The organism is Spirochaeta lutea (assembly GCF_000758165.1).
In the GTDB taxonomy this organism is placed as follows: domain Bacteria; phylum Spirochaetota; class Spirochaetia; order DSM-27196; family Salinispiraceae; genus Spirochaeta_D; species Spirochaeta_D lutea.
The window spans coordinates 157,585-177,877 of sequence record NZ_JNUP01000003.1 but is presented as its reverse complement, the minus strand read 5'-3'; the positions used below and the strand labels follow the sequence as shown (position 1 = coordinate 177,877).

Here is a 20,293-nt window from a genome sequence, read left to right as displayed (position 1 = left end):
GCTGGAGTATGGTGTATGACTATGAAGCGTTTTGTGGTTTTGTTTTTAATTATCGGATTGGGGGGGGCTCTCTATGGTCAGGCCCAATCACGATCAACCCAATCTGACCGTGTACTATTTCGGATTGCAGAACAGCGGCTTCAGGCTCAGGATTTTGCAGTAGCCGTGCAAAGCTACCAGCGACTTGTGGATGAATACCCATCCAGCTCCTTTACTCCCGATGCCTATGCTCGCCTGGGTATGGGGCAGTATTACCTGGGCAACTTTCCGGAAGCGCTCAAGGCGTTTCGGTTGGTGCAGGACCGATACCGGTCCTCGGCGTACAGGAATCAAATGCCTTTTTGGATCGGATCAACCCTCTATCGAATGGGGGACTATGAAGAAGCTGTGCAGATTCTAGAAACCCTTGGTAATCTTGACCTGAATGAACTGGTGGTTCAGGGGCTGCTTACTGCCTCGTATAGCCATTCCGCCCTGGGGAACATGGAAGAAAGTGCTGGGGTGTTGAGGCCAGTCTTTTTGACCGCCGAGGGAGCCGTTATTCCCGGAAGAGTTGGAGAGTACCCCCAAGCAGCCTTCCGTCTTATGAACCTGCTGTATGAGGCCGACGCTGTTCCGCAGGCTGGCATCATTGCGGAAAAACTCTTGGAGCAACAGTCCAGGGGGGATTTGAGTCCACTCCAGATACGGTCTGCGCATTTTATCCAGGCTGAGGCGGTACAGACGGCGGGGGAGACCGAGCGGGCCAGAACGATGTATGAGGGACTACGGTCGGGAAGCGATGGAATTTCATCCTTAGCGTATCAGCGGCTTTTTCAACTGGCAGTACAATCCCCTAGTACCGAAGACGACCAACGAATAATCCGCTTAGCAGAAGCGGACTTGGCAGGAAAACCCGAGATACTCGTACCCTTCTGGACAAAGGTCGGTTCGGAGGAGTACCGAAATAATCGCAGCTCGGTAGCAGAACTCTATCTGCTGAAGGTATGGGAGGCCCGGGAAGTAGTTTCCACTCCTCCTGAAGCCCTACTGTATCTCATTGAAATTGAACTCTCCTCGGGTTCCATGGAGAGGGCTCTGGCGTATATCGAGACCTATCTCGCTGCACAAGAACCACCGTCACCTCTGGTATTGGTTCGGGGAAGTGAACTCTATCTGCAGAAGGGAGATGTTGTACGGTCTCTCAATCTTGCCCAGCGAGCGCTGCAAGAGGGGGCGGGCAGGACGGACAACTCCGGCTCTTGGGTTTCGAAGGCGCATTATCTGGTGATAACAGGATTGTATCTTCAGGGAGAACTTGATGTCGCTTTTAACCGGATTGCAGCAGTACTTTCTCAGGGTATTGAAGGTGACTACGGGCCTGAACTATTAGAGATACGGGGACGAATCCAGCGTAATCGTGGCGACCTTGAGGGTGCTGTTTCGAGTTTTCGGCAGTACCTGCTGATGCGTCCCCAGGATGCACAGGTAGAAAGCGCTATGCTCCGGTCCTTGCTAGAACTGGGGCGGATGGAACAGGTGTTTGATACCGGTAGGGCCTTCTTGGCCGGGGTACCGGAGGTCACAAAGAGGCTTCAGGACTACGACCGTGGGATGATTGAGGTGCAGTACCAGACCGGTTTAGCTGGGATTCATCTCCATGAGTTTGATGCTGCCGATGTAATTCTTTCTCGCCTACCGGACCAAGGGGAGATCGAGGTGCTTCCCCAGTGGTACCGGCGTCTCCTGCCGTCCGTTCTCTACTATCGGGGGTGGATAGCCTACCAAAAAGCCGATGATGCAAAAGCAATACGATTATTCCAAGCGATGCTGGAGGTTGATACCAACCATCCCCAAGCTCAGGAGGCTGCATATCTGAGCGGGTGGGCTGCCTACCGGCTGGGGGATTGGAATAGTGCAGCGGGTTTTTTTGAAGGAACGGCGCTCTGGGAACCCGACAGGGGTTATGCCCAGGAGGCTCAATTCCTCCACGCAAAGGCTCTGAGGGCCCGAGGCGATTCAGCAGCTGCCCTGGCAGTGCTTGATCAGATTTGGAGTGATCAGGGAGGGAACTCGTTCCGCGATGATGCAATGTTCGAGAAGGCTGGGGTGCTTTCGGAAATCGGGAGAATTTCTGAATCAGCTCAGGCATACAAAACCCTGGCGGTCACTATGCCAGCCAGTCCCCTGGCTGCACTGGGTATGTTCAATAGGGGAAAAAATTTCTTTGATGCCGGGTCCTTCGAAGAGAGCAGATCGGCATTTCAGGACTTTCGTGAGATGTTTCCAGGTCATTCCTGGATTGATGGGGCATTATTCTACCAGGGTGAGGCTTCCTACCGGTTATCACAGAACGGTGCTGCCCTGTTATATTGGCAACGGCTAATCCAGGAGTATCGGCAGAGTAGCTTTCGATTTGAGGCGATGAGGATATCGGCGGAAATCCTCAGGGAACAGGGCGAAGGACGGCGGGCCCTGTCGCTTTACAACGAGATGGTTACCCGGTACCCCAGGGAATCTGAGGCTGAGGGAATACAAACCCTTCTGGAAGAGCTATCCTTGGTTATCGCTGGATTAAGTGAGCGAGAAGCCTCCTTGTGGGTTACCATAGAAAACTCGGGAGGGGTCGACCAGTCGGCGGGGAGAGCTGCAATACTGGAGCTCGGCAGGCTTTTGGTGCTCGAACAGACCGGAAGGGGAGTGAATCGCGCAGGGATTGTTCCCTTACTGGAGAAGGTAGTTGCTTCTTCAGATTCAAATCCCGCTGAAGCCAGCGAAGCCTCGTACCTATTGGCCGAATACAATATTATGATCGAGAATTTTGGGCAGGCAGCCGTGTATTTTGTCAATGCGGCTGAATTGGCGGGGAGTGGTGACCAACAGCCCGTGTATTACTACCGAGCAATCGAGGTCTTACGCAGGCTGAACCGTCGATCCGATGCAAACACCATCCTTGAAGATATGCAAGCCCTGTATCCTGACCACGAATTAACCGCACGAGCAGAGGCCTTGTTAAACGAGGGGCAAAACTAATGAGCAAGAATCAAATACCATTACTATTTTTTATGTCCTTTGTGGGAATTGCCCTAGGGTATTCTCAGTCCCAGACAGGGATCGAGGATACTCCGGAAATCGGCCCGAGGGCTCCCGAAGAAACAGAAATCATTCTCCCGGATATTGTGCTGGATCTTGAGGATCCAGAACTCACAACCCTCACGGATTTTCTCCCAGAGACTTCAGGGTTGCGATTGCAAACCTCACGGGGCGTATTACCTGAATTCGGAGAATACACCCTTACCAGTGAAAGCATTTCCACCCTGCTTTCTACCTCAATTACGGCTGGAGGGGAAGGACAGGTCAAGCAGACTGCCGAGAGTGAAAATACCATTTTCATTAGGGGCGAGGTGGGTACCGGGCTTCATCAGTATCTAAACGGGGACGTGTCGATCATTAAGCTCGGAAATAATCCGGATTTGACCATTGATTTTACCCACTCATCCCGGGATGGGGGGTTTCGGGGGACAACACCCCTGGGTGCAGGATCAGGATTTCTCTCTCAAGATACCCGGTTTGGTGCTGGTGTGGGGATCACCCTTCCGAGGTTTGATTTGGGGGTGGATGGTTTCATCGGAGGGCAACAAGATGGTCTGCAAGGCCTAGTCGAGGATGGTTATGCCACATCCTTGCAGACTCTCGGGCTTGCCCCGCAGATAGAACTCTACTTCGAGGATTTTCTTTCAATGCAAGCCGGAATGGAGTATTCGTTAACTCGGCGCTTTTTCTCTGGATCCGATGTGGCACAGTTTGATGAATATGATAACTCGGTGTGGGCTGTGAATGCCGATTTGGGACTGTTCCTTGAGCAGCCTGATTATCAATTCTCGGGGAACATACGGTACGATGTTGGACAGGTATCGGACGCGTATTGGATGAATTTTCTCCGACCCGGTCTAAAGGGTTATTGGCAGATCACTCCCCAGATTGGCGCATCAGCGACGGTGGCCGGTGTATTTGATCTTGGGAGAAAGACCTATGTTCCTTTTAAGCTTGGCACCGATATAGGATTGTCGCCCGGCTTCCAGCTTCAAGTATCAGGGGGGTACGAAGTACAGCCCTACCGGTTCAGGGAGGTTCTCAATGAAAACCATCTCGTTGATACTCAGGTGCCTGATAACGATTTGTTTGAGCGTAGATGGGTTGCCCAGGTAGGGTCTATAATTCTCCCCATGGATGAGATGAGCATTGAGGTCGGGTTGACGTTTTCCGGGATTGAGCGGGAGCTCCAGACCCAGGCTTTTACGAATCCGATTTATCCCCTGCAGGCTTTTTCTGGATACCGGTTAGAGCCGGACCTTACGCTTTTGCTACGGCCGTTGGAAGAGCTTTCCTTTACCCTGGGGTACCAAGGTCAGTTGATCAGCTCTGATCCCGAAACACCCATTCACAGATTTGATTTTGTTACGGATTTCCAACACAGTTCCTCAGCCTTCGGTGCGGCCTTCGAAACGGTTTTTCCTATCTTTGAAGAGCCCCAGATCCCCATTCTCGGATTAAGCGGCTGGGTTGCTCTCGGTGGTACCGTGGATCTGGAGCTGCGGATTCATGATCCCCTATCCTTGGCCATACCCGAGGGGCGATTGGAACGACCCGGATTGAGTGATTTCATCGACACCGGCTTCCGGATCGAATTAACCAGCAGCATTAATCTCTAATACACTACTTGGAGTAACTATGACGGAATTTGGATTTAATACAGGAACAATTATCCTGGCCTTGATTGGGCTTCTATCTGTTATCGCTTTTACAATAATCCTGGAACGGCTATGGTTCTTCAGGAAGAACAGGGCGGATGAAAAGAAAATTCTTTCCCGCTTGAAGTCTAGTCTAGAAAAGGGGTACTACGATGAGGCCCTGGCGATCTGTGAAAGTAGTCCTTCTTTGATCAGTAATCTCATGAAAATTGGGATAGAGCATAGAAATTATTCTCCCCAGGTCATTAAAGACAGGATCACAGACGCTGCAAACCTCCAGATTCCTGAGCTGGAACGTAATATCTCAGCTCTGGGAACCATCGCCCATATTTCACCCCTTTTGGGACTGTTGGGAACGGTAACGGGTAATATTCAAGCCTTCAGTGTACTTGGCAATTTCGGTGTGGGCGCGGATCCCGGTCTGTTAGCCAGCGGGATTGCGGAGGCCTTGATTACCACCGCCGCGGGTATTATCGTTTCCATTCCCGCCGTGGTTTTCTATAACTACCTGGTAAGCCGGGTAAATCACATGATAATTCTGTTAGAAACCCGGGTTGGAGACCTGGTTTTAGCCCTTAAAGGGAGGCATGAGTAAGGTGAAATTTACCAGGCGTCTAAACCCGAATGCCTCTACAGACCTCATCCCTATGATCGACGTAGTATTTCAGTTGGTGGTTTTTTTTCTGATGTCTAGCACATTTATTGTGGCTCCGGGCATTACCCTAGATTTGCCCCAGTCTTCCACCACGGAGAGTATTCAGAATGAAGGAATTACGGTGTTTCTCTTTGAAGACGGCCGGCTTTTTATCGCAGACCAGGAATACAGTATGGATGGCTTGGCTGAGTACTTTTCATCTGGAGCCGTACCCGCCAGTACTTCGGTCATCATCGAGGGTGAATCGGGTGTGCCATATCAGAGAATAATCTCAGTGCTCGATATACTCAGAAAAAATGGAATGAAGGCTGCATCCCTTCGGGCGGAAACCAGTTCGGATTAATAATGAGTGTAAACAACCGGGTTCTTCCAAGTCTACTAATTGCCTTAGTATTTCACGCAGCCGTGCTTTTTCTGTGGTTTTTTTTTCTCCCACCCGATGCCTCTCCGGAATATACAGAAATAAGGGTGGTATTTGAAGACGATCCTATCCCTGAAGATCCTATCGAACCCGAAAGTAATGAGGAGTTGCAGGAACCTGAACGAGAGATTGTTGAAGAACCTGAAATCCCGGAAATACCCGAACCATCGGAGCCTGAGTCTATCACCTTTCAGGATGAGCCCGAGGCTGCGATGCAGGTTCAGGACCCGGATAGTAGCCCTCAGCAGGGGGAACAAGCCCCACCAATGGTCCCAACACCGCCGAATAGCTCCCCTCGGCAACCCAGTAGAGAAGAGATTCTGGGAGATGTAGCCGATCTGCTCCAATCCCGAAACCCGGATTCGGCCACACCCCCATCCCAACAGGAAGAATTGAACCGGACGGGATTACAAGAGCGGTTCCTCACCACCCCGTCGTCTCAAGAGAACAGCAATTCTGTGCTGCAAAACAGTGAAGCCCAGGAGTGGCAGCGGGACAATCAGGTGCAGCAACGGCCTGAGCAGTCCACCGAAAGCCCTGCAAGCCAGCAGGATCGTCAGCCCACGGTTCCTACCACGGATATAAAGGCAGATATTGCGAGATTGCAGGCAGAGCTGCAACAACAGTATCGAGAATCTCAGAACAGCTCGAGCTCGGCGGTGCCCGAAAATCCAGGGCAGATCATTACAGATCCACGGTTGCAGGGGCCGGTAAGCGGGGTCCGCCGTTCCCTGGTTAGTCAGGATCGTTTAAATCTCAAACGCTACCTGGGAGATACCCGGGAGGCTTCCTGGCCGGCGACCATTACCGTAAAATTTGAGGTAAATAAAAATGGGATGGTGAATCTATTGAATGGAGACGAACTTTCCCGTTATGATACCATCTATCAAGCAGTGTTACGGTTATTCAATGAAGGTCCGGTTTTCGTGCCTGCACCCCAGAGCCCTCGGCAAGAAGGTTCTATAACCTACGAGCTGCGCTGAGGTGGTTTTCATGAAATACAAGGCCATAGCCTTTGACATCGACGGGACACTCTACCCCAACTGGCGTATGTATCTTCGAAGTCTTCCCTTCGCATTAACGCATATTTCCCTCATCAAGGCCTTCGCCAGGGTGCGCAAGGAACTGCGTTCCATTCGACCTATCACCAATTTTTTACTGCTCCAGGCAGAAATGGTGGGAAACGAAATGGGAATTTCCGCAGGGGAAGCACGGAGATTGATTGATACCCACCTGTACCGGGAATGGGAACTGGTTTTAAAGAAGGTTCCCCTGTACCCCGGGGTTTTAGAACTATTAACTAATCTCCGGGATAGCGGCTATCGTTTGGCGGTGGCAAGTGATTTTCCCGTGGAGCGGAAACTAGAAATTCTGGGTCTTTCGGATATGTGGGATTTTTCTCTCTCCACTGAGGATACCAATTATCTGAAGCCTAATCCCGAGCCGTTCCTGGAAATATCCGCGAACCTGGGAATACCACCCCAAGACATCCTTTACGTTGGAAACAGCCTCCACTACGATGTCCTGGGAGCCAAGAGCGTAGGTATGCACGCCGCCCACCTTACACGGCACCGGGATAGCCAGAGTCCTGCGGACTTTTCTTTCCAGCATTACCAGCAGTTGTCGCAATTCCTGTTGTCACCGGAGAAACGGGGATAAACCTTTTCCTATCGTGCAAAACCGTGTAACGTGACCTCGGATAAGAATCCTACCCGTGAATGGCCCCTGGGTTGGGGTTTCCGGTATCAACGCTGCAGTGATGTGCATCCTTGGAACCCCGTAAATCCTTATCCAGTCTTAGGGTGCCTGTATATGTGCATTCGGGGATTCGGCGGCGGCGGGTGAGGGAAAATTGTTTTTTATACGGACCTCAGGTATAATGACCTATAAATTTACTGGGAGAGGGTGAATGTTTACATTTAACGGTGGCGATGTGATTGTCCTGTCGATTGTAGTGATAATCTTATTTGTATATCGACAGTTGGACAAAAATAACCGGTCATTAGAGCGTGTGAAACGATTTGCCGATCAGGCTCAGAATCAACTCGCCGAGGTTACCGAACAGCAAACAACCCATCTTAAGGATATTGCCATTGAAGTGGATGTTCACCAGCAGGCTGTACGGGCTGTCTTCCAACGGTTAAAAGAGGCGGAGCAAGATTTTTCAGAGCGTGCCCAGAATATTGAAGAGATAAAACATAGAATTGATGAATACGACCGATCTATCGAAGCCTTGGTCCAAAAAACCGAGGTGGCTCAATCCAACCTGCAACGGGTGAAGGATGAATCGCGGTTTATTGATGGTGTCGGTAAACGGATTCGTGAGGCTTCATCCAGGATACAGGACCTCGAGAAGAGAATCCCAAGCATTATCTCTGATTTCGATCAGAAAAACACCAAGGTGTTTGAGGAAAGGGGTGCGGCCATCGTCGCCTCCTTACTTCAAAAAGCAACGGATAGTGAAGAGCGTGTTACCCAGGCCCAGGCGAATCTCCAGACCACGGTACAGGCGATGCGACAAGAGGTGCAGGATCAGCAGGTTGAACTCGCTCAAAAGATGTCAGGGTACCGGGAATCATTGGAGCAGTTGGAGCAACAGCATCTAACGAAGATGGCCGATACTGCCCAAAAAGCCCAGGATCTGGAGCTGTCTGTCTTTGAGGACCTGAAGAACTCCATCCAGAACCATCACAATGAGATGGAGGATTGGAAACGGGATTTAGACCAGAGAATGGACATTTTTACCCAGGAATTTGAAGAACATGAGAAATCCTTCCAGGATCAGGTCCAACAACGGTATTCCCAGCTTCAGGCATCGACGGATCAGCAGTTGGAAGCTGAACAGCAGCGGGTTGATGATCAGATACACCTGCTTTTTGAGAAGATGGATGGCATTAGAGCCGAGGGGGATGTTAAAGCCGAGGAGCTGCGACAGAACCTATCCGGTATCGAAACAGTCCTCGCCCAGGACCTCACTAGGGTAACACTACAGGTTCAGGAGAAGACCGCTTCTCTACTAGAAGAGGTAACCGCGGACATTGAGCAAAAAACAAACTCCCTGGAGCTGCAGCTACGGGAAAAAACAGAGACAATCCAGAGCCGGATCGCGCGTTCCGATGAGCAATTAGAATTACTGGAACAACGCATTCAGGATCAAGGTGTCAATCAATCTACGGAGTTAGAACAGCTCAGAACCGAGGCTCAGAACCAAGCCGAGGACGTCCGCAAGAGTTTCTACCAGATTGAGGAGACCCTCCGTTCCGAACTAGAGGAGATTCGTCAGAAGGGAACCGCCCTCGCTGATCAGACGTTGACGAGAATTTCCCATGACATCGAAACCAAGGCAGAAAGTCTACAAGAGAGTATCGGTATCCGGTTAAAAGATATGGATGTCCGAGCAGAGAAGAGCTACACCGATATCGATAGCAAATTTACCACCCTCCAGGAACGTCTGGAATCTTGGATTGGGGACACTGAGCAGTTTATTGCAGGGCTTGAATCCAGGATGGCCGAGGTCGACCGGCAAGTAGCCCTTACCCAGGAAGAATACGAGAGTAGGGTGTCTGAATATCTTGAACGTACCAAGAACAAACTCCAAGCCAGCGAGGAGGATCTCCACGGGCAATTGGAGGCCCTGGGGAGCCTGATATCACGCATGCGGACCGATAGTCAGGGGGAGTTAGACGATTTGAAGCAAACCCTATCTGAAAGGGTCAATCAAATCACCCAGCAGATTGAAGAAAAAATACAAACCTCTCGGGATGATCAGCTATCCGAACTTTCCGGAATACTCCGAACCGTCGAAGCCGCGGTAGAGGATGCCCGGGGTGTGTTAGAAAACCGAATCACCCAGGAGGAAGGACGGTATAAGGAGGTTCTCCAGGAGGTTCAACGATCCATCGCTGAGGCTACCGATGCTGCTACCCTCCGGGAAAAGCAGCAGCTGGAGGAGTTCAGTGGTCTATTGACAGAATTACAGCAACAGCGGGAGGTACAACTCCAGGAGGTTCATCGATCGGCAGGAGAAGGGTTTAAAAGAATTCAAGATTTCATAGATTCTTCCCTCTCAAAGGCCGGTCAGGAACTTTCAAGGGTGGAAGATATCCTTGCTCATAGTGCGGAGCGCAGCTCGGAGTTAGAGGTACAGACCCGGGAGCAGGCTGATACCTTTGGGAAGGAAATTGAGACTCAGATCCAAAACCTGAAAACAGAGCTATCCGGGGCCACAGAAGCCATGGAGCAAACCGTATTTTCACGGATTGAGCAGCGCCTACAGGAGTATGAAACCAGTTTTGCCTACAGGATCCAGGGATTAGAAAATCTCTCGGAGGATGTAGAACAGCTTGATACCCAGATCAGAAAATCCATACATCAGGTTAGTCAAGAAATTTCCGAGGAACTCGATGCCCTTGGCGCTGTTATGAAGGATCAACGAAAATCCGACATCGACTGGGCGAAGAATGAAATGAATCTTCTCCGGGAGGAGATGGGGGTTTTGGAGGGTGATTTGAATGAGCTGAAGGCTCGCGCCCATGACAATGTATCAGAAAAACTGCAGTCCTTTGAAGAAGAGTTTTTTTCCGATTTGAAGCGGCGTAGCGAAAATATGGAACAGCGCCTGGATCAGTGGAAGCAGTCCGTAGCATCATCTCTGGAAGCCATCCAGACAAATTTCGAGGCAACCAGGACTGATGTCGAGCAGCAGTACTCTCGAGATTTGGATAGCCGTCTGGGTGCCCTCAGGGAGGAAGTGGATACCTTCAGTCAACAGATTGAACAGCGAATCCTGCTCCATCAAAAGAATCTCGATGAAGCGGTAGCGCTTCAGGATGCTAAGATTGAAAGCCAGCAGCTGACCCTTCAAGAAGAGTTATCCACGTTGCACGAACGGGCTTTGCAGGATATTCGATCGTACTATTCTTCCTATCAGGAGAAAAACGATGAACGATTTGAGACCTTCGAAAGCGGGGTCGAATCGAGAATACACTCTGTCGAAAACGATTTAGAGGTTCGAAACGCGCAGCTTCACGGTATTATGGATACAATCCGGTCCGATGTAACCCTCTGGCAGAATCAAGTCCTTCAACAGATGAAAAGCACCGAGGGCAAAGTAGATGAAAATCTTTCAAATTTCAGAACCAAAATGAATACTGTTATTACTGAGGTGACTGAAGATGTAACCAGGAGCAATGAAGAACTGAGGAGCAGTACCGAGGAGCAGCGGAGGGAAATACGTCAGGAAGTCGAGGATGGCGTTGCAAAGGTTCAGAAGGGTGTCAGGGATATATCTGGATTCATTGCGGAATCTATGGAGGGATTCAAAACCCAGTATGGGGAATTTGAAGAGAGCTTCAGCGAGCAAAACCGGCTGCTGCAATCCTCCATTGATACAAAGATGCGAGACTTCAGGCAGTTTGTCTCCCAAACCCGGGAAGACTTTGAAGCTACCCAGAAGCGCCTCGTTGGCGGGTTGGAGTCTGAGGTCAGCGTGCTTTCGGATACCCTTGCGGAAATTGATAAACGTCAAAAGCAATTCCTCAGTCAGACCAAACTATTCGAACGCGCCGATGCCCTCAAACAGGAACTCACCGGCAGCATTGAACAGTTAAAAGAACAAATAAATCAGATTAAAACTGAAAAAAGGGAATTCACCGGGATCGAAGACCAGGTCGGAAAATTGAAACGTATCGAAGAGGAAGTGAGCCAGCGCTACGAAGGGATTGCCTCAGAAAAACGCCGCATCGAAGAGATGGAGGCAAATTTTAGTCGGCTCATAGCGACCAGTCAACAAATCGAGACCCAGCTGGCCCAGGTGCAGAACCAGCATGATTCAATCATTGAGATACAACAGGCCCTCAGAGAGCTTGATCAGCTCGAGACCCAGGTCGAACAGCGGTTCGAACGCTTGGAGAAACGCCGGGGTGTAGTCGAGACCACCATTGAAGGCGTGGACAGAAACTTCCACCAACTCACTGAAGTGGAACAACGGGTTGGGGATATTCAAAAAAGCATTAATGAAGAACTTCCTGAGAAGATTAGTCTGGTAGAATCCCAGATTACCCAGCTTGTACTGAAGAAGAAGGAAGCCGATGTAGCGTTAAAAAATGTTAATCAGCTGAATGGTCTGCTCCAGGACATCGAAAACCGGATGAAGGAACTCTCGGTAGCCAGGGAGTGGCTTGCAAGAACGGAAACTCGACTGGAAGAGGTTGGCCGGCAAGCCCAGGAACAGGTCCAAGTGCTGGGAGCCGTTCTAAAACAGGATGAACGGGGAGGAAAACCCGACAAGCCCTCAGACAGCATACCGAAGAGCTCCCGGGATATTGTGATAAAACTTGCACACCAGGGCTGGAAGGTTGAGGAGATAGCCAGAACAACCAAACTATCCCGGGGAGAGGTTGAGCTCATCCTTGAAATGACTCAACGCTAATAGGCGACAGATCACCCCCATCCCCGGTAGGGGACCAAGAGCCGCCCGTTTTCAGGATGGTTGACCACGTCCGGAGCCGTCCTCGATTATGGGGATTTGCTTGACGGCCCTGTACTGGAATGTGTATTTTATCGCAAACGAAGAAATAGAAATAACTTGCATCGCGAGGGAGGAAAGCGTGTCCGAAGAATTGGAACGGGAAGATAATCCTCAAGAGGTTGGTACGGCTACTGACCTTGAGCAAAATCAGACCGTGGATGAGCAGAAGCCGGGAGCCGAGGATCAGCAGGGCAGTACTGGCGAGGATAAAGGCGAGGGCCTTGAAAGCCAGCTAAGGCTTGAAAATGAAGATCTGAAGACTCAGCTATCAGAACTCAAGGATCAGTATCTTCGCCAGCAGGCAGATTTTGATAATATGCGTAAACGCCTTCGTCGGGAAAAGGAAGAAGGGATTGCCTACGCAAATCATCAGATTCTTGAGGACCTGGTTGCCATCATTGATGATTTTGAAAGAGCTATTCGTTCTTCCGAAGAAAGCAGGGATTTTGATGCCTTTCATGACGGGATTGCCCTGATTGAACGGCAGTTCACGTCCATGCTGGAACGAAAATGGGGTTTAAAGAGGATTGAAGCAGAGGGGATGGAATTTGACCCGAATGTCCATGAGGCAGTGACAGCGGAACCTCGGGAGGATCATGAAACACAGATGGTGTTGGAAGATTTTCAGAGGGGGTACATGTTAAACGACCGTGTACTGCGGACATCAAAAGTAAAAGTATCGATACCAGGAAAAGGAGAATAAAACAATATGGGACGAATCATTGGAATTGACCTTGGAACAACAAACTCTTGTGTGGCCGTCATGGAGGGCGGAGAAGCGGTGGTTATCTCGAATGCTGAGGGACAGCGCACCACTCCTTCTATTGTAGCCTATACCAACAAGGGTGAACGGTTGGTTGGACAGCCTGCAAAGAATCAGATGGTTACCAACCCGGAAAATACCATTTACTCCATCAAACGTTTCATGGGGCGGAGAAGCAACGAGGTTAAAGAAGAAACATCTATGGTTCCCTACCATATCGACTTCAGCGATGCCAATGCACCGGTGAAGGTTGTTGTGAACGATAAGAAATTCACGCCTCCCGAGATCTCCGCTGCAACCCTCCAAAAGATGAAGGAGACTGCTGAAGATTATCTTGGTGAGACCATTACCGAGGCTGTCATCACGGTACCGGCCTACTTTAACGACGCCCAGCGCCAGGCAACAAAGGATGCAGGGAGAATCGCCGGACTTGAGGTTAAACGAATCGTGAATGAGCCCACCGCAGCGGCTCTTGCGTATGGTTTCGGCAAGAAGGAGAAGGATGAAAAGATTGCTGTGTACGACCTTGGGGGTGGTACCTTCGATATCTCCATCCTTGAGCTGGGTGACGGCGTATTTGAAGTAAAATCGACCAATGGTGATACCCACCTTGGGGGTGACAACTTCGATCAGAGGATTATCGAGTGGCTCATAGAGAGCTTTAAAAATGATAATGGAATCGATCTCTCCAAGGACCGTATGGCATTACAACGGCTAAAAGAAGCTGCTGAAAAGGCCAAAAAAGAGCTCTCCTCCACCCAAACCACCGAAATCAACCTGCCCTTTATCACTGCCGATCAATCCGGTCCGAAGCATATGCAGTACAACCTTACAAGGGCGAAATTTGAGCAACTGGTTGACGATCTCATTCAAAAAACAAAGCAACCCTGTCTCAGCGCCCTGAAGGATGCGGGCCTCAGTGCCTCGGATGTCGACGAGGTTATCCTTGTCGGTGGATCAACCCGGATTCCCGCGGTTCAGAAACTGGTGAAGGAACTCTTTGGTCGTGATCCTCACAAGGGTGTGAATCCCGATGAAGTTGTCGCCCTCGGGGCCGCAATTCAGGGAGGGATTCTTGGTGGTGATGTTAAGGATGTTCTGCTCCTGGATGTTACCCCGCTTTCCCTCGGTATCGAGACCCTCGGGGGTGTGTTCACCAAACTGATTGAGCGGAACACCACAATCCCCACAAAGAAGAGTCAGAACTTCTCTACTGCTGCAGATAATCAGACTGCGGTTTCCATCCATGTGCTTCAGGGTGAGCGGGAGATGGCCCGGGACAACAGAACCCTCGGCCGGTTTGACCTGGTAGGTATTCCCCCCGCCCCTCGTGGTGTTCCTCAGATCGAGGTTACCTTCGACATCGATGCCAACGGTATTGTGCATGTATCAGCTAAGGACATGGGAACCGGTAAGGAACAGAAAATACGGATTGAATCCAGCTCCGGGCTGTCCGAAGAAGAGATTCAACGAATGGTTAATGATGCAGAGAGCCACGCAGAGGAAGACCGAAAGGCCAAGGATCTTGCTGAGGCGAGAAATGAAGCCGACAGCCTGATTTACGCCACCGAGAAGTCTCTGAAGGATTACGGCGAGAAGGTTACGGCCGCTGATAAAGAGAGTATCAACTCCGCAATTCAGGGACTAAAATCAGCCCTCGAAGCCGGCGATCTTGATGCCATCAAGGGTAAGATTGAGGAGCTCAAACAGGCATCCTACAAGTTGGCCGAGGAGATTTATAAGGAACAACAGGCCCAGGGAGATGGTGCTCAACCTTCCAGCGATGGAAATTCTAATGACTCCGGCACAGCATCCCAGGACACAGCCTCAAATGCGACGAAGCAAGGCAATGTCGAGGATGTGGACTACGAGGTAGTTGACGAAGACGATAAATAAGCGAGAGGAACAGGCACTTGGCTAAACGAGATTACTATGAGGTCCTTGGAATCACCAAAGGTGCTCCCAAGGATGAGATAAAGAAAGCCTACCGAAAGCTCGCTGTTAAATATCACCCGGATAAAAATCCGGGTGATAAGCAGGCTGAAGACCGGTTTAAAGAGGCTACCGAGGCGTATGAGGTTCTGTCCAACGACCAAAAACGCCAAGCCTACGATCAATTCGGCTTCGCCGGATTAGAGGGAATGGCCGGCGGCCAATCTGGACATGATTACAGCTCTGTTTTCCGTGATTTTGATGATCTGTTCGGGGATTTTTCTAGCATCTTCGGCTCTTTCTTCGGCGGCGGCGGAGGATCCCGGGGCCGGTCTGGAGGTCGGTCCCAGCCAAAACGAGGAGCAGACCTCCGGTACGATCTGGAAATCCCCTTTAAAGACGCTGCATTCGGAACCAAGGTAGAAGTTAGCTATACCCGATCGGTTCACTGCGAAGGTTGTAAGGGAAGCGGCGAAGAGAGCGGATCAGGACGGAAAACCTGTCCTACCTGCGGGGGAAACGGTCAGGTGCGCCAGGCCTCGGGGTTCTTCTCCATCGCCTCCGTTTGCCCAACCTGTCAGGGACAGGGAACCGTGGTTGAACGACCGTGTAAATCCTGCGGCGGCAACGGGCTCCAAAAGAAGCACCAGCGCATTAAGGTTACAATCCCTCCGGGAATTGAGGATGGCAAGAGAATTAGCATCCCTGGACAAGGCGAAGCTGGGCCTCAGGGCGGCAAAGAGGGTGATCTGTACGTGTTTATACACGTTCAACCCCACCAGTTTTACGAGCGGGACGGTGCAGATCTCTACTGCGTCATTCCTATCGATATTGTTCAGGCAACCCTGGGTGCGGAGATTTTAGTTCCTACCCTTGAGGATAAAAAGGTGAAGGTTAAAATCGCTCCGGGAACCCAGAACGGGAAGATGATGAGGTTAAAGAATGAGGGTATTCCGTACCTCAATAACCCAAGTCGCCGGGGTGATCTATACATAAAAGTCCAGGTTGATGTTCCAAAGAAGATCTCGAGCAAGTCCAAAGAGCTTCTGGAGGAGTTTGCAAGAATTGAAGGCCAGGTGAATTCACCTCAGCCTGTACCTCTCAAGGAACTCTAGATCTCAGACGATATAGGGGCAGGAGGAATTATGAAAAAGACCCTGCCCCTTTTTCTTTGTTTACTGGCCTTGGTCGTTGGACCGGGATATTCTCAGGATACCAAGGCTAGTGAGCTTCTTGGGCAACCCCTGCTACTCAGTGAGGGGCTTTTTTTTGAGATCGGACAGTATGATGATACGTGGGTGACCACCGATGCTTCAGGCGATTCGAGGGTTGATTATGCCATGTTGGTGGATGATGAATCCCTGATGCGGAATTTTGAGGCTATAGACTCCAATAATGACGGGAAGATGGACGATTTTTATATCTATTCCAACGATGTACTTATCCGCCGAGAAATAGACCAGGATTTTAACGGCGTAATAGATCTGGTCGTATTCATTTCCCAAGGGGTTTATGTTGAAAAATATTACCGTGATCAATCCGGAGACGGACTAATTGACCAGGTGAGGGTATTCGGTGAGCAATAAAAACTACATCACTACAGGCTTGCATGCCATAGAAGAGTACCTCAAAACAGGGAAACCGGGGATGCTCTATATTCGCAGGGATGTACCGAGACGTATTGCACGGATGATCCATGGGGCTGAGGGTTCTGCCCTCGAAATAACACGGCTGAGCCGTGTTGAGCTTGATAGCCTGGTACGTGAAAAAACCGGAAGTCCAGATAACCAGGGATGCCTGCTCATCTCTGGGTCAAAAGGCGCGAAGAAGGATACTGAGAGGGTTAAAACAGGAACCTCCGGTTCATCATCAGGGACTCAGAACGGGGTGGGGAAGCATAAGAATCCCCCGAAAACCTTGGAAGATTTTTTACATACCTGCAGCCGTATTCCTGAGGATTGTGCTGTGGTTATACTTCTTGACGGGGTTACCGATCCCCATAATCTCGGCGCGGTATTACGAATAGCAGATCAATTTCAAATTGATGGCGTTTTTATACCGGAAAAACGCTCGGTGAAGGTAAACCAAACCGTTTCTCGGGTTTCTTCCGGTGCCGATCAGCACGTTACCTGTATTGAGGTGACCAACTTGGTTAGGACCATAGAGCGTTTAAAGGATGCAGGATTCTGGATCTACGGCGCCGATATGGGAGGAGCAGCGATTCCCCAGGTGGACCTAGCACGAAATGTCGCCCTGGTCCTAGGAAGCGAGGGAAGAGGTATCAGTACCCTCGCGGCGAAACGATGCGACCAGATTATTTCGATTCCCACCCAGGGAAACATTGATTCTCTCAATGTCAGTGTCGCAGCAGGTATACTAAGTTATGAAACAAGAAGACAGCAGGGATTCCCCTATCACATCAATGAATGAGTATTCCCAACTACCAATCCTGAAGGATATAGTTGCGGCTGCCAAAACACCGGGGTGGACCGTACCCGGGGAGTTTTTTGTGGCCTGTACCGATGTACGTAACTCGACTGAGGCCTTGGAAGAGGGGCATTATAAACATGTAAATGTAGCCGGCGCACTGGGCATTATGGCTATCGCACGGGTCTATCAAACCCTGGATCTACCCTTCAGTTTTGGCGGTGATGGTATGTTCTGCCTCGTTGATCGCGAAAGGGTTTCAGCGGTTAAAGAGGCCTTGGGAAAACTGGTCCGGGATGTGGACGAATTCTTCGGTTTAGATTTGAGAGGGGCCCTCATCCCGGTCGAAGCGCTGTATGCCAGGGGGGTATCCTTGGGGGTAAGCAAGTATCGTGTATCTCCAACCTATACCCAGGCGGTGTTTCATGGGCGGGGATTGGTTGTGGCAGACCAGCTATTAAAATCACCTGGCCTGGAGGAATCCGGTTGGAACATTTCGCCGGACACGGGAACAGAACCCGGTGATTACCAGGGATTCAGCTGTCGTTGGCAGGATATTCCCAGTAAGAAGGATTTTACCTGTGCGATTATTGTTGAACCCCGAGGGTTCTATTCCGGAGAGATGATTCTCCAGGCGATATGGGACATCTTCGGCGGAGCTGAAGGGTACCATCCCATTCAAGCGCCGGATGAAATGAAGATGGGCGGACCAAAAAGCAGCTGGAAGCTGGAGGCAAGGCTGACCGGCAGATTCCGCCGGGGATTGGGATATCTCTTGGGACTATTCCGTACCCGCTTGTTAATGGCCTTTGTTGGAATGGTCCGTGTTCTGAGAATTCCCCTGCGGGTGGGATTGTATGAGGTACATAATGTTGCCCAGCAGAACAGAGAGGCCAGCGATTTTCAGAAGCTTGATGGTTCCCTTAAGATAATCCTTTCAGCAGACCGGCAGGAGTTAGATGCCCTGGAACGAGTTCTTGAGGCTGAATACCGGAATGGAAACTGTTATTACGGAATTCATACAACTCACTCCGCCCACATGACGTGCCTAGCGAGTCTCGATTCAGGACATGATATACACTTCCTTGATGCTACGGACGGGGGGTATACCTTTGCGGCGAAGAAGCTTAAACAACAGCGACGTGAGCCCCAGGAGCTTCCGGACGGTCAGAGCAGCTTCTTTTCTACATTGGCACCCCACTATGAGACGATTTTCAGCCTTGGCAGGGACACCCTCTCGTTTGTCCAGGGGATATTGGATGAGAGTCCGGGGGTGGGAGAGGATGGTGCTCCCTTGGGCTTCCTTGATATCGGATGTGCCACTGGTGAACTTCTGCGTACCGTGGCCAAGAATCGACCCGATAGATTTTGTGTCGGTTTCGATTACGATCCAAAGATGGTTCAGCAGGCCGAATCGGCGGTTTCTGATTTGGGATTACCACTATCCCGGGTGCGAGTGTATCGAGGTGATTTCACTGCTTCTGCATCCTACAGTATTGCTAGGCAACAGGGCCGGTACGCCCTCATCACCTGTCTAGGAAATACCCTCATCCATTCCCGGAATAAAGAGACCCTAGGTGAGGTGCTAAGAACCTGGAGAAGTATGCTTGCTCCCGAGGGATACCTGCTCATACAACTGCTTAATTATGATATGCTCCGTCGTACCCGAGGAGAGGATTTTCCTCCCATTCATGCCGGAAACCTTACCTTTCTACGCCGGTACGAATATCCCAATACCGGTGATATTCTGTTCCATACAAAGTTGATAGATGAACAGGGGGGAGTCCATACGAACCGAGAGAGAATCTACAGCATTGATCCTCCCACCCTCGGCAAGGCCCTAAGAAACGCTGGTTATCAAGATATTCAATGGTTTTCAGGCTTCTCCTCATCTCCCTTGGAACGGGATGATCCGGTGGTGGTCTGCCTCGTCCGGGTATAGGCGGCCCAAAATTCCCATATTCGCCCAATGATCGCAATGATTTCCTGGACAGAGGGCAGCTAAATTCGGTACCATCCCGATGCCGGTTACTATCCGTTGGATACCCTGACCAGCGGCGGTCGAAGTAGAATCCCGCCTTACCAAAACAAACTCGGAAAAGTTCCGAGATACTAGGACAGACTATGGCTAATGAACTCTGGTGGCTGCTTTTATTGGTTACAAACTTTGCCGCCATCCTATTCATCTATCGGTTTATGGGCCGGATTGGAATTCTCATTTGGATTCCCATTGCGACCATCATCGCCAACATCCAGGTGTTAAAAACCATCGAGCTTTTCGGAGTGACTGCGACCCTGGGTAACATCGTATACGCTACAAGCTTTCTGGTTACGGATATCCTCTCAGAAAACTATGGAAAAAAGAGCGCCCGCTCGGCCGTGCTGATTGGCTTTTTCTCTCTCATCACTGCTACCGTCGTTATGAATATCGCCCTCGGGTTCCTACCTTCACCGGAGGATTTCGCCCAGGAGAGTCTGGTTACCCTGTTCAGTATCCTTCCCCGGATTACCCTGGCGAGTCTAGCAGCCTACGGAATAAGTCAGATACATGATATTTGGGCCTACCAGTTCTGGCGGCAAAAGCTGCCCGCCTCTCGGTATATTTGGGTGCGCAATAATGCGAGTACCATGGTCAGTCAGCTCATCGATACCCTCATCTTTAATACCATCGCCTTTGCCGGGGTGTTCCCATGGGATATATGGTGGGAAATTAATCTTACTACCTACCTGTTAAAGTGGTTGGTTGCTGGCCTCGACACCCCACTGGTATATATTGCCGCACGGTGGTTTTCCCGGGGAAAGATCCGGGAGCTAGAAACAAGGCTGGATTAACGAG

At 50.4% G+C, this 20,293-nt stretch carries 14 protein-coding genes; all 14 read left to right on the top strand.

Going from position 1 to position 20,293, the window contains the following annotated elements:
- Nucleotides 1-15: 15 nt before the first annotated feature.
- The 14 genes from DC28_RS01235 to DC28_RS01170 all read left to right on the top strand — a co-directional run bounded on the left by DC28_RS01235 (nt 16) and on the right by DC28_RS01170 (nt 20,289).
- Entirely contained in the window at nt 16-3,012 is a 2,997-nt protein-coding gene (locus DC28_RS01235) for a tetratricopeptide repeat protein (protein ID WP_037544767.1), read from the top strand.
- Nucleotides 3,012-4,691 (top strand): hypothetical protein, encoded by a 1,680-nt coding sequence (locus DC28_RS01230; RefSeq protein ID WP_037544765.1) that lies wholly within the window; start codon nt 3,012-3,014, stop codon nt 4,689-4,691. Before DC28_RS01235 ends, DC28_RS01230 begins: the two co-directional genes overlap by 1 nt.
- A gap of 19 nt (nt 4,692-4,710) precedes the next feature.
- Nucleotides 4,711-5,325, top strand: a complete 615-nt coding sequence (locus DC28_RS01225) for a MotA/TolQ/ExbB proton channel family protein (protein WP_037544763.1) — start codon at nt 4,711-4,713, stop codon at nt 5,323-5,325.
- Nucleotides 5,318-5,728: an ExbD/TolR family protein gene (locus tag DC28_RS01220; RefSeq protein WP_052078307.1), complete on the top strand. Its 411-nt coding sequence runs from the start codon at nt 5,318-5,320 to the stop codon at nt 5,726-5,728. Before DC28_RS01225 ends, DC28_RS01220 begins: the two co-directional genes overlap by 8 nt.
- 2 nt (nt 5,729-5,730) lie before the next feature.
- Nucleotides 5,731-6,789, top strand: coding sequence for a hypothetical protein (locus tag DC28_RS01215; protein WP_037544761.1), 1,059 nt, complete (start codon nt 5,731-5,733; stop codon nt 6,787-6,789).
- Nucleotides 6,790-6,799: 10 nt separating this feature from the next.
- Complete coding sequence (locus DC28_RS01210; RefSeq protein WP_037544759.1) at nt 6,800-7,465, top strand: HAD family hydrolase; 666 nt, start codon at nt 6,800-6,802, stop codon at nt 7,463-7,465.
- 250 nt (nt 7,466-7,715) lie between these two features.
- Nucleotides 7,716-12,236, top strand: a complete 4,521-nt coding sequence (locus DC28_RS01205) for a SpiroCoCo family coiled-coil protein (RefSeq protein WP_037544757.1) — start codon at nt 7,716-7,718, stop codon at nt 12,234-12,236.
- A gap of 178 nt (nt 12,237-12,414) precedes the next feature.
- Complete coding sequence (gene grpE / locus DC28_RS01200) at nt 12,415-13,038, top strand: nucleotide exchange factor GrpE (protein ID WP_238565738.1); 624 nt, start codon at nt 12,415-12,417, stop codon at nt 13,036-13,038.
- A 6-nt stretch (nt 13,039-13,044) separates the two neighbouring features.
- Nucleotides 13,045-14,994, top strand: coding sequence for a molecular chaperone DnaK (gene dnaK, locus DC28_RS01195; protein WP_037544755.1), 1,950 nt, complete (start codon nt 13,045-13,047; stop codon nt 14,992-14,994).
- A 17-nt stretch (nt 14,995-15,011) separates the two neighbouring features.
- Nucleotides 15,012-16,145 (top strand): molecular chaperone DnaJ, encoded by a 1,134-nt coding sequence (gene dnaJ, locus DC28_RS01190; RefSeq protein ID WP_037544753.1) that lies wholly within the window; start codon nt 15,012-15,014, stop codon nt 16,143-16,145.
- A 30-nt stretch (nt 16,146-16,175) separates the two neighbouring features.
- Nucleotides 16,176-16,616 carry a hypothetical protein gene (locus tag DC28_RS01185; protein WP_052078305.1) on the top strand — a complete coding sequence of 147 codons (441 nt, stop codon included), beginning with the start codon at nt 16,176-16,178 and terminating at the stop codon, nt 16,614-16,616.
- Complete coding sequence (gene rlmB / locus DC28_RS01180; protein WP_037544751.1) at nt 16,606-17,460, top strand: 23S rRNA (guanosine(2251)-2'-O)-methyltransferase RlmB; 855 nt, start codon at nt 16,606-16,608, stop codon at nt 17,458-17,460. The genes DC28_RS01185 and rlmB overlap by 11 nt, the downstream gene beginning before the upstream one ends.
- Nucleotides 17,414-19,399 carry a DUF3095 family protein gene (locus DC28_RS01175; RefSeq protein WP_081941762.1) on the top strand — a complete coding sequence of 662 codons (1,986 nt, stop codon included), beginning with the start codon at nt 17,414-17,416 and terminating at the stop codon, nt 19,397-19,399. Before rlmB ends, DC28_RS01175 begins: the two co-directional genes overlap by 47 nt.
- A gap of 182 nt (nt 19,400-19,581) precedes the next feature.
- On the top strand, nt 19,582-20,289 hold the full coding sequence (locus DC28_RS01170) for a queuosine precursor transporter (protein WP_037544746.1): 708 nt from the start codon (nt 19,582-19,584) through the stop codon (nt 20,287-20,289).
- Nucleotides 20,290-20,293 lie beyond the last annotated feature (4 nt).

Bases quoted from the DNA above. Each gene is read 5' to 3' on its own strand.
- DC28_RS01235 (WP_037544767.1), top strand. From the start codon at position 16: ATGACTATGAAGCGTTTTGTGGTTTTGTTTTTAATTATCGGATTGGGG.
- DC28_RS01230 (WP_037544765.1), top strand. From the start codon at position 3,012: ATGAGCAAGAATCAAATACCATTACTATTTTTTATGTCCTTTGTGGGA.
- DC28_RS01225 (WP_037544763.1), top strand. From the start codon at position 4,711: ATGACGGAATTTGGATTTAATACAGGAACAATTATCCTGGCCTTGATT.
- DC28_RS01220 (WP_052078307.1), top strand. From the start codon at position 5,318: ATGAGTAAGGTGAAATTTACCAGGCGTCTAAACCCGAATGCCTCTACA.
- DC28_RS01215 (WP_037544761.1), top strand. From the start codon at position 5,731: ATGAGTGTAAACAACCGGGTTCTTCCAAGTCTACTAATTGCCTTAGTA.
- DC28_RS01210 (WP_037544759.1), top strand. From the start codon at position 6,800: ATGAAATACAAGGCCATAGCCTTTGACATCGACGGGACACTCTACCCC.
- DC28_RS01205 (WP_037544757.1), top strand. From the start codon at position 7,716: ATGTTTACATTTAACGGTGGCGATGTGATTGTCCTGTCGATTGTAGTG.
- dnaK (WP_037544755.1), top strand. From the start codon at position 13,045: ATGGGACGAATCATTGGAATTGACCTTGGAACAACAAACTCTTGTGTG.
- DC28_RS01185 (WP_052078305.1), top strand. From the start codon at position 16,176: ATGAAAAAGACCCTGCCCCTTTTTCTTTGTTTACTGGCCTTGGTCGTT.
- DC28_RS01175 (WP_081941762.1), top strand. From the start codon at position 17,414: ATGAAACAAGAAGACAGCAGGGATTCCCCTATCACATCAATGAATGAG.
- DC28_RS01170 (WP_037544746.1), top strand. From the start codon at position 19,582: ATGGCTAATGAACTCTGGTGGCTGCTTTTATTGGTTACAAACTTTGCC.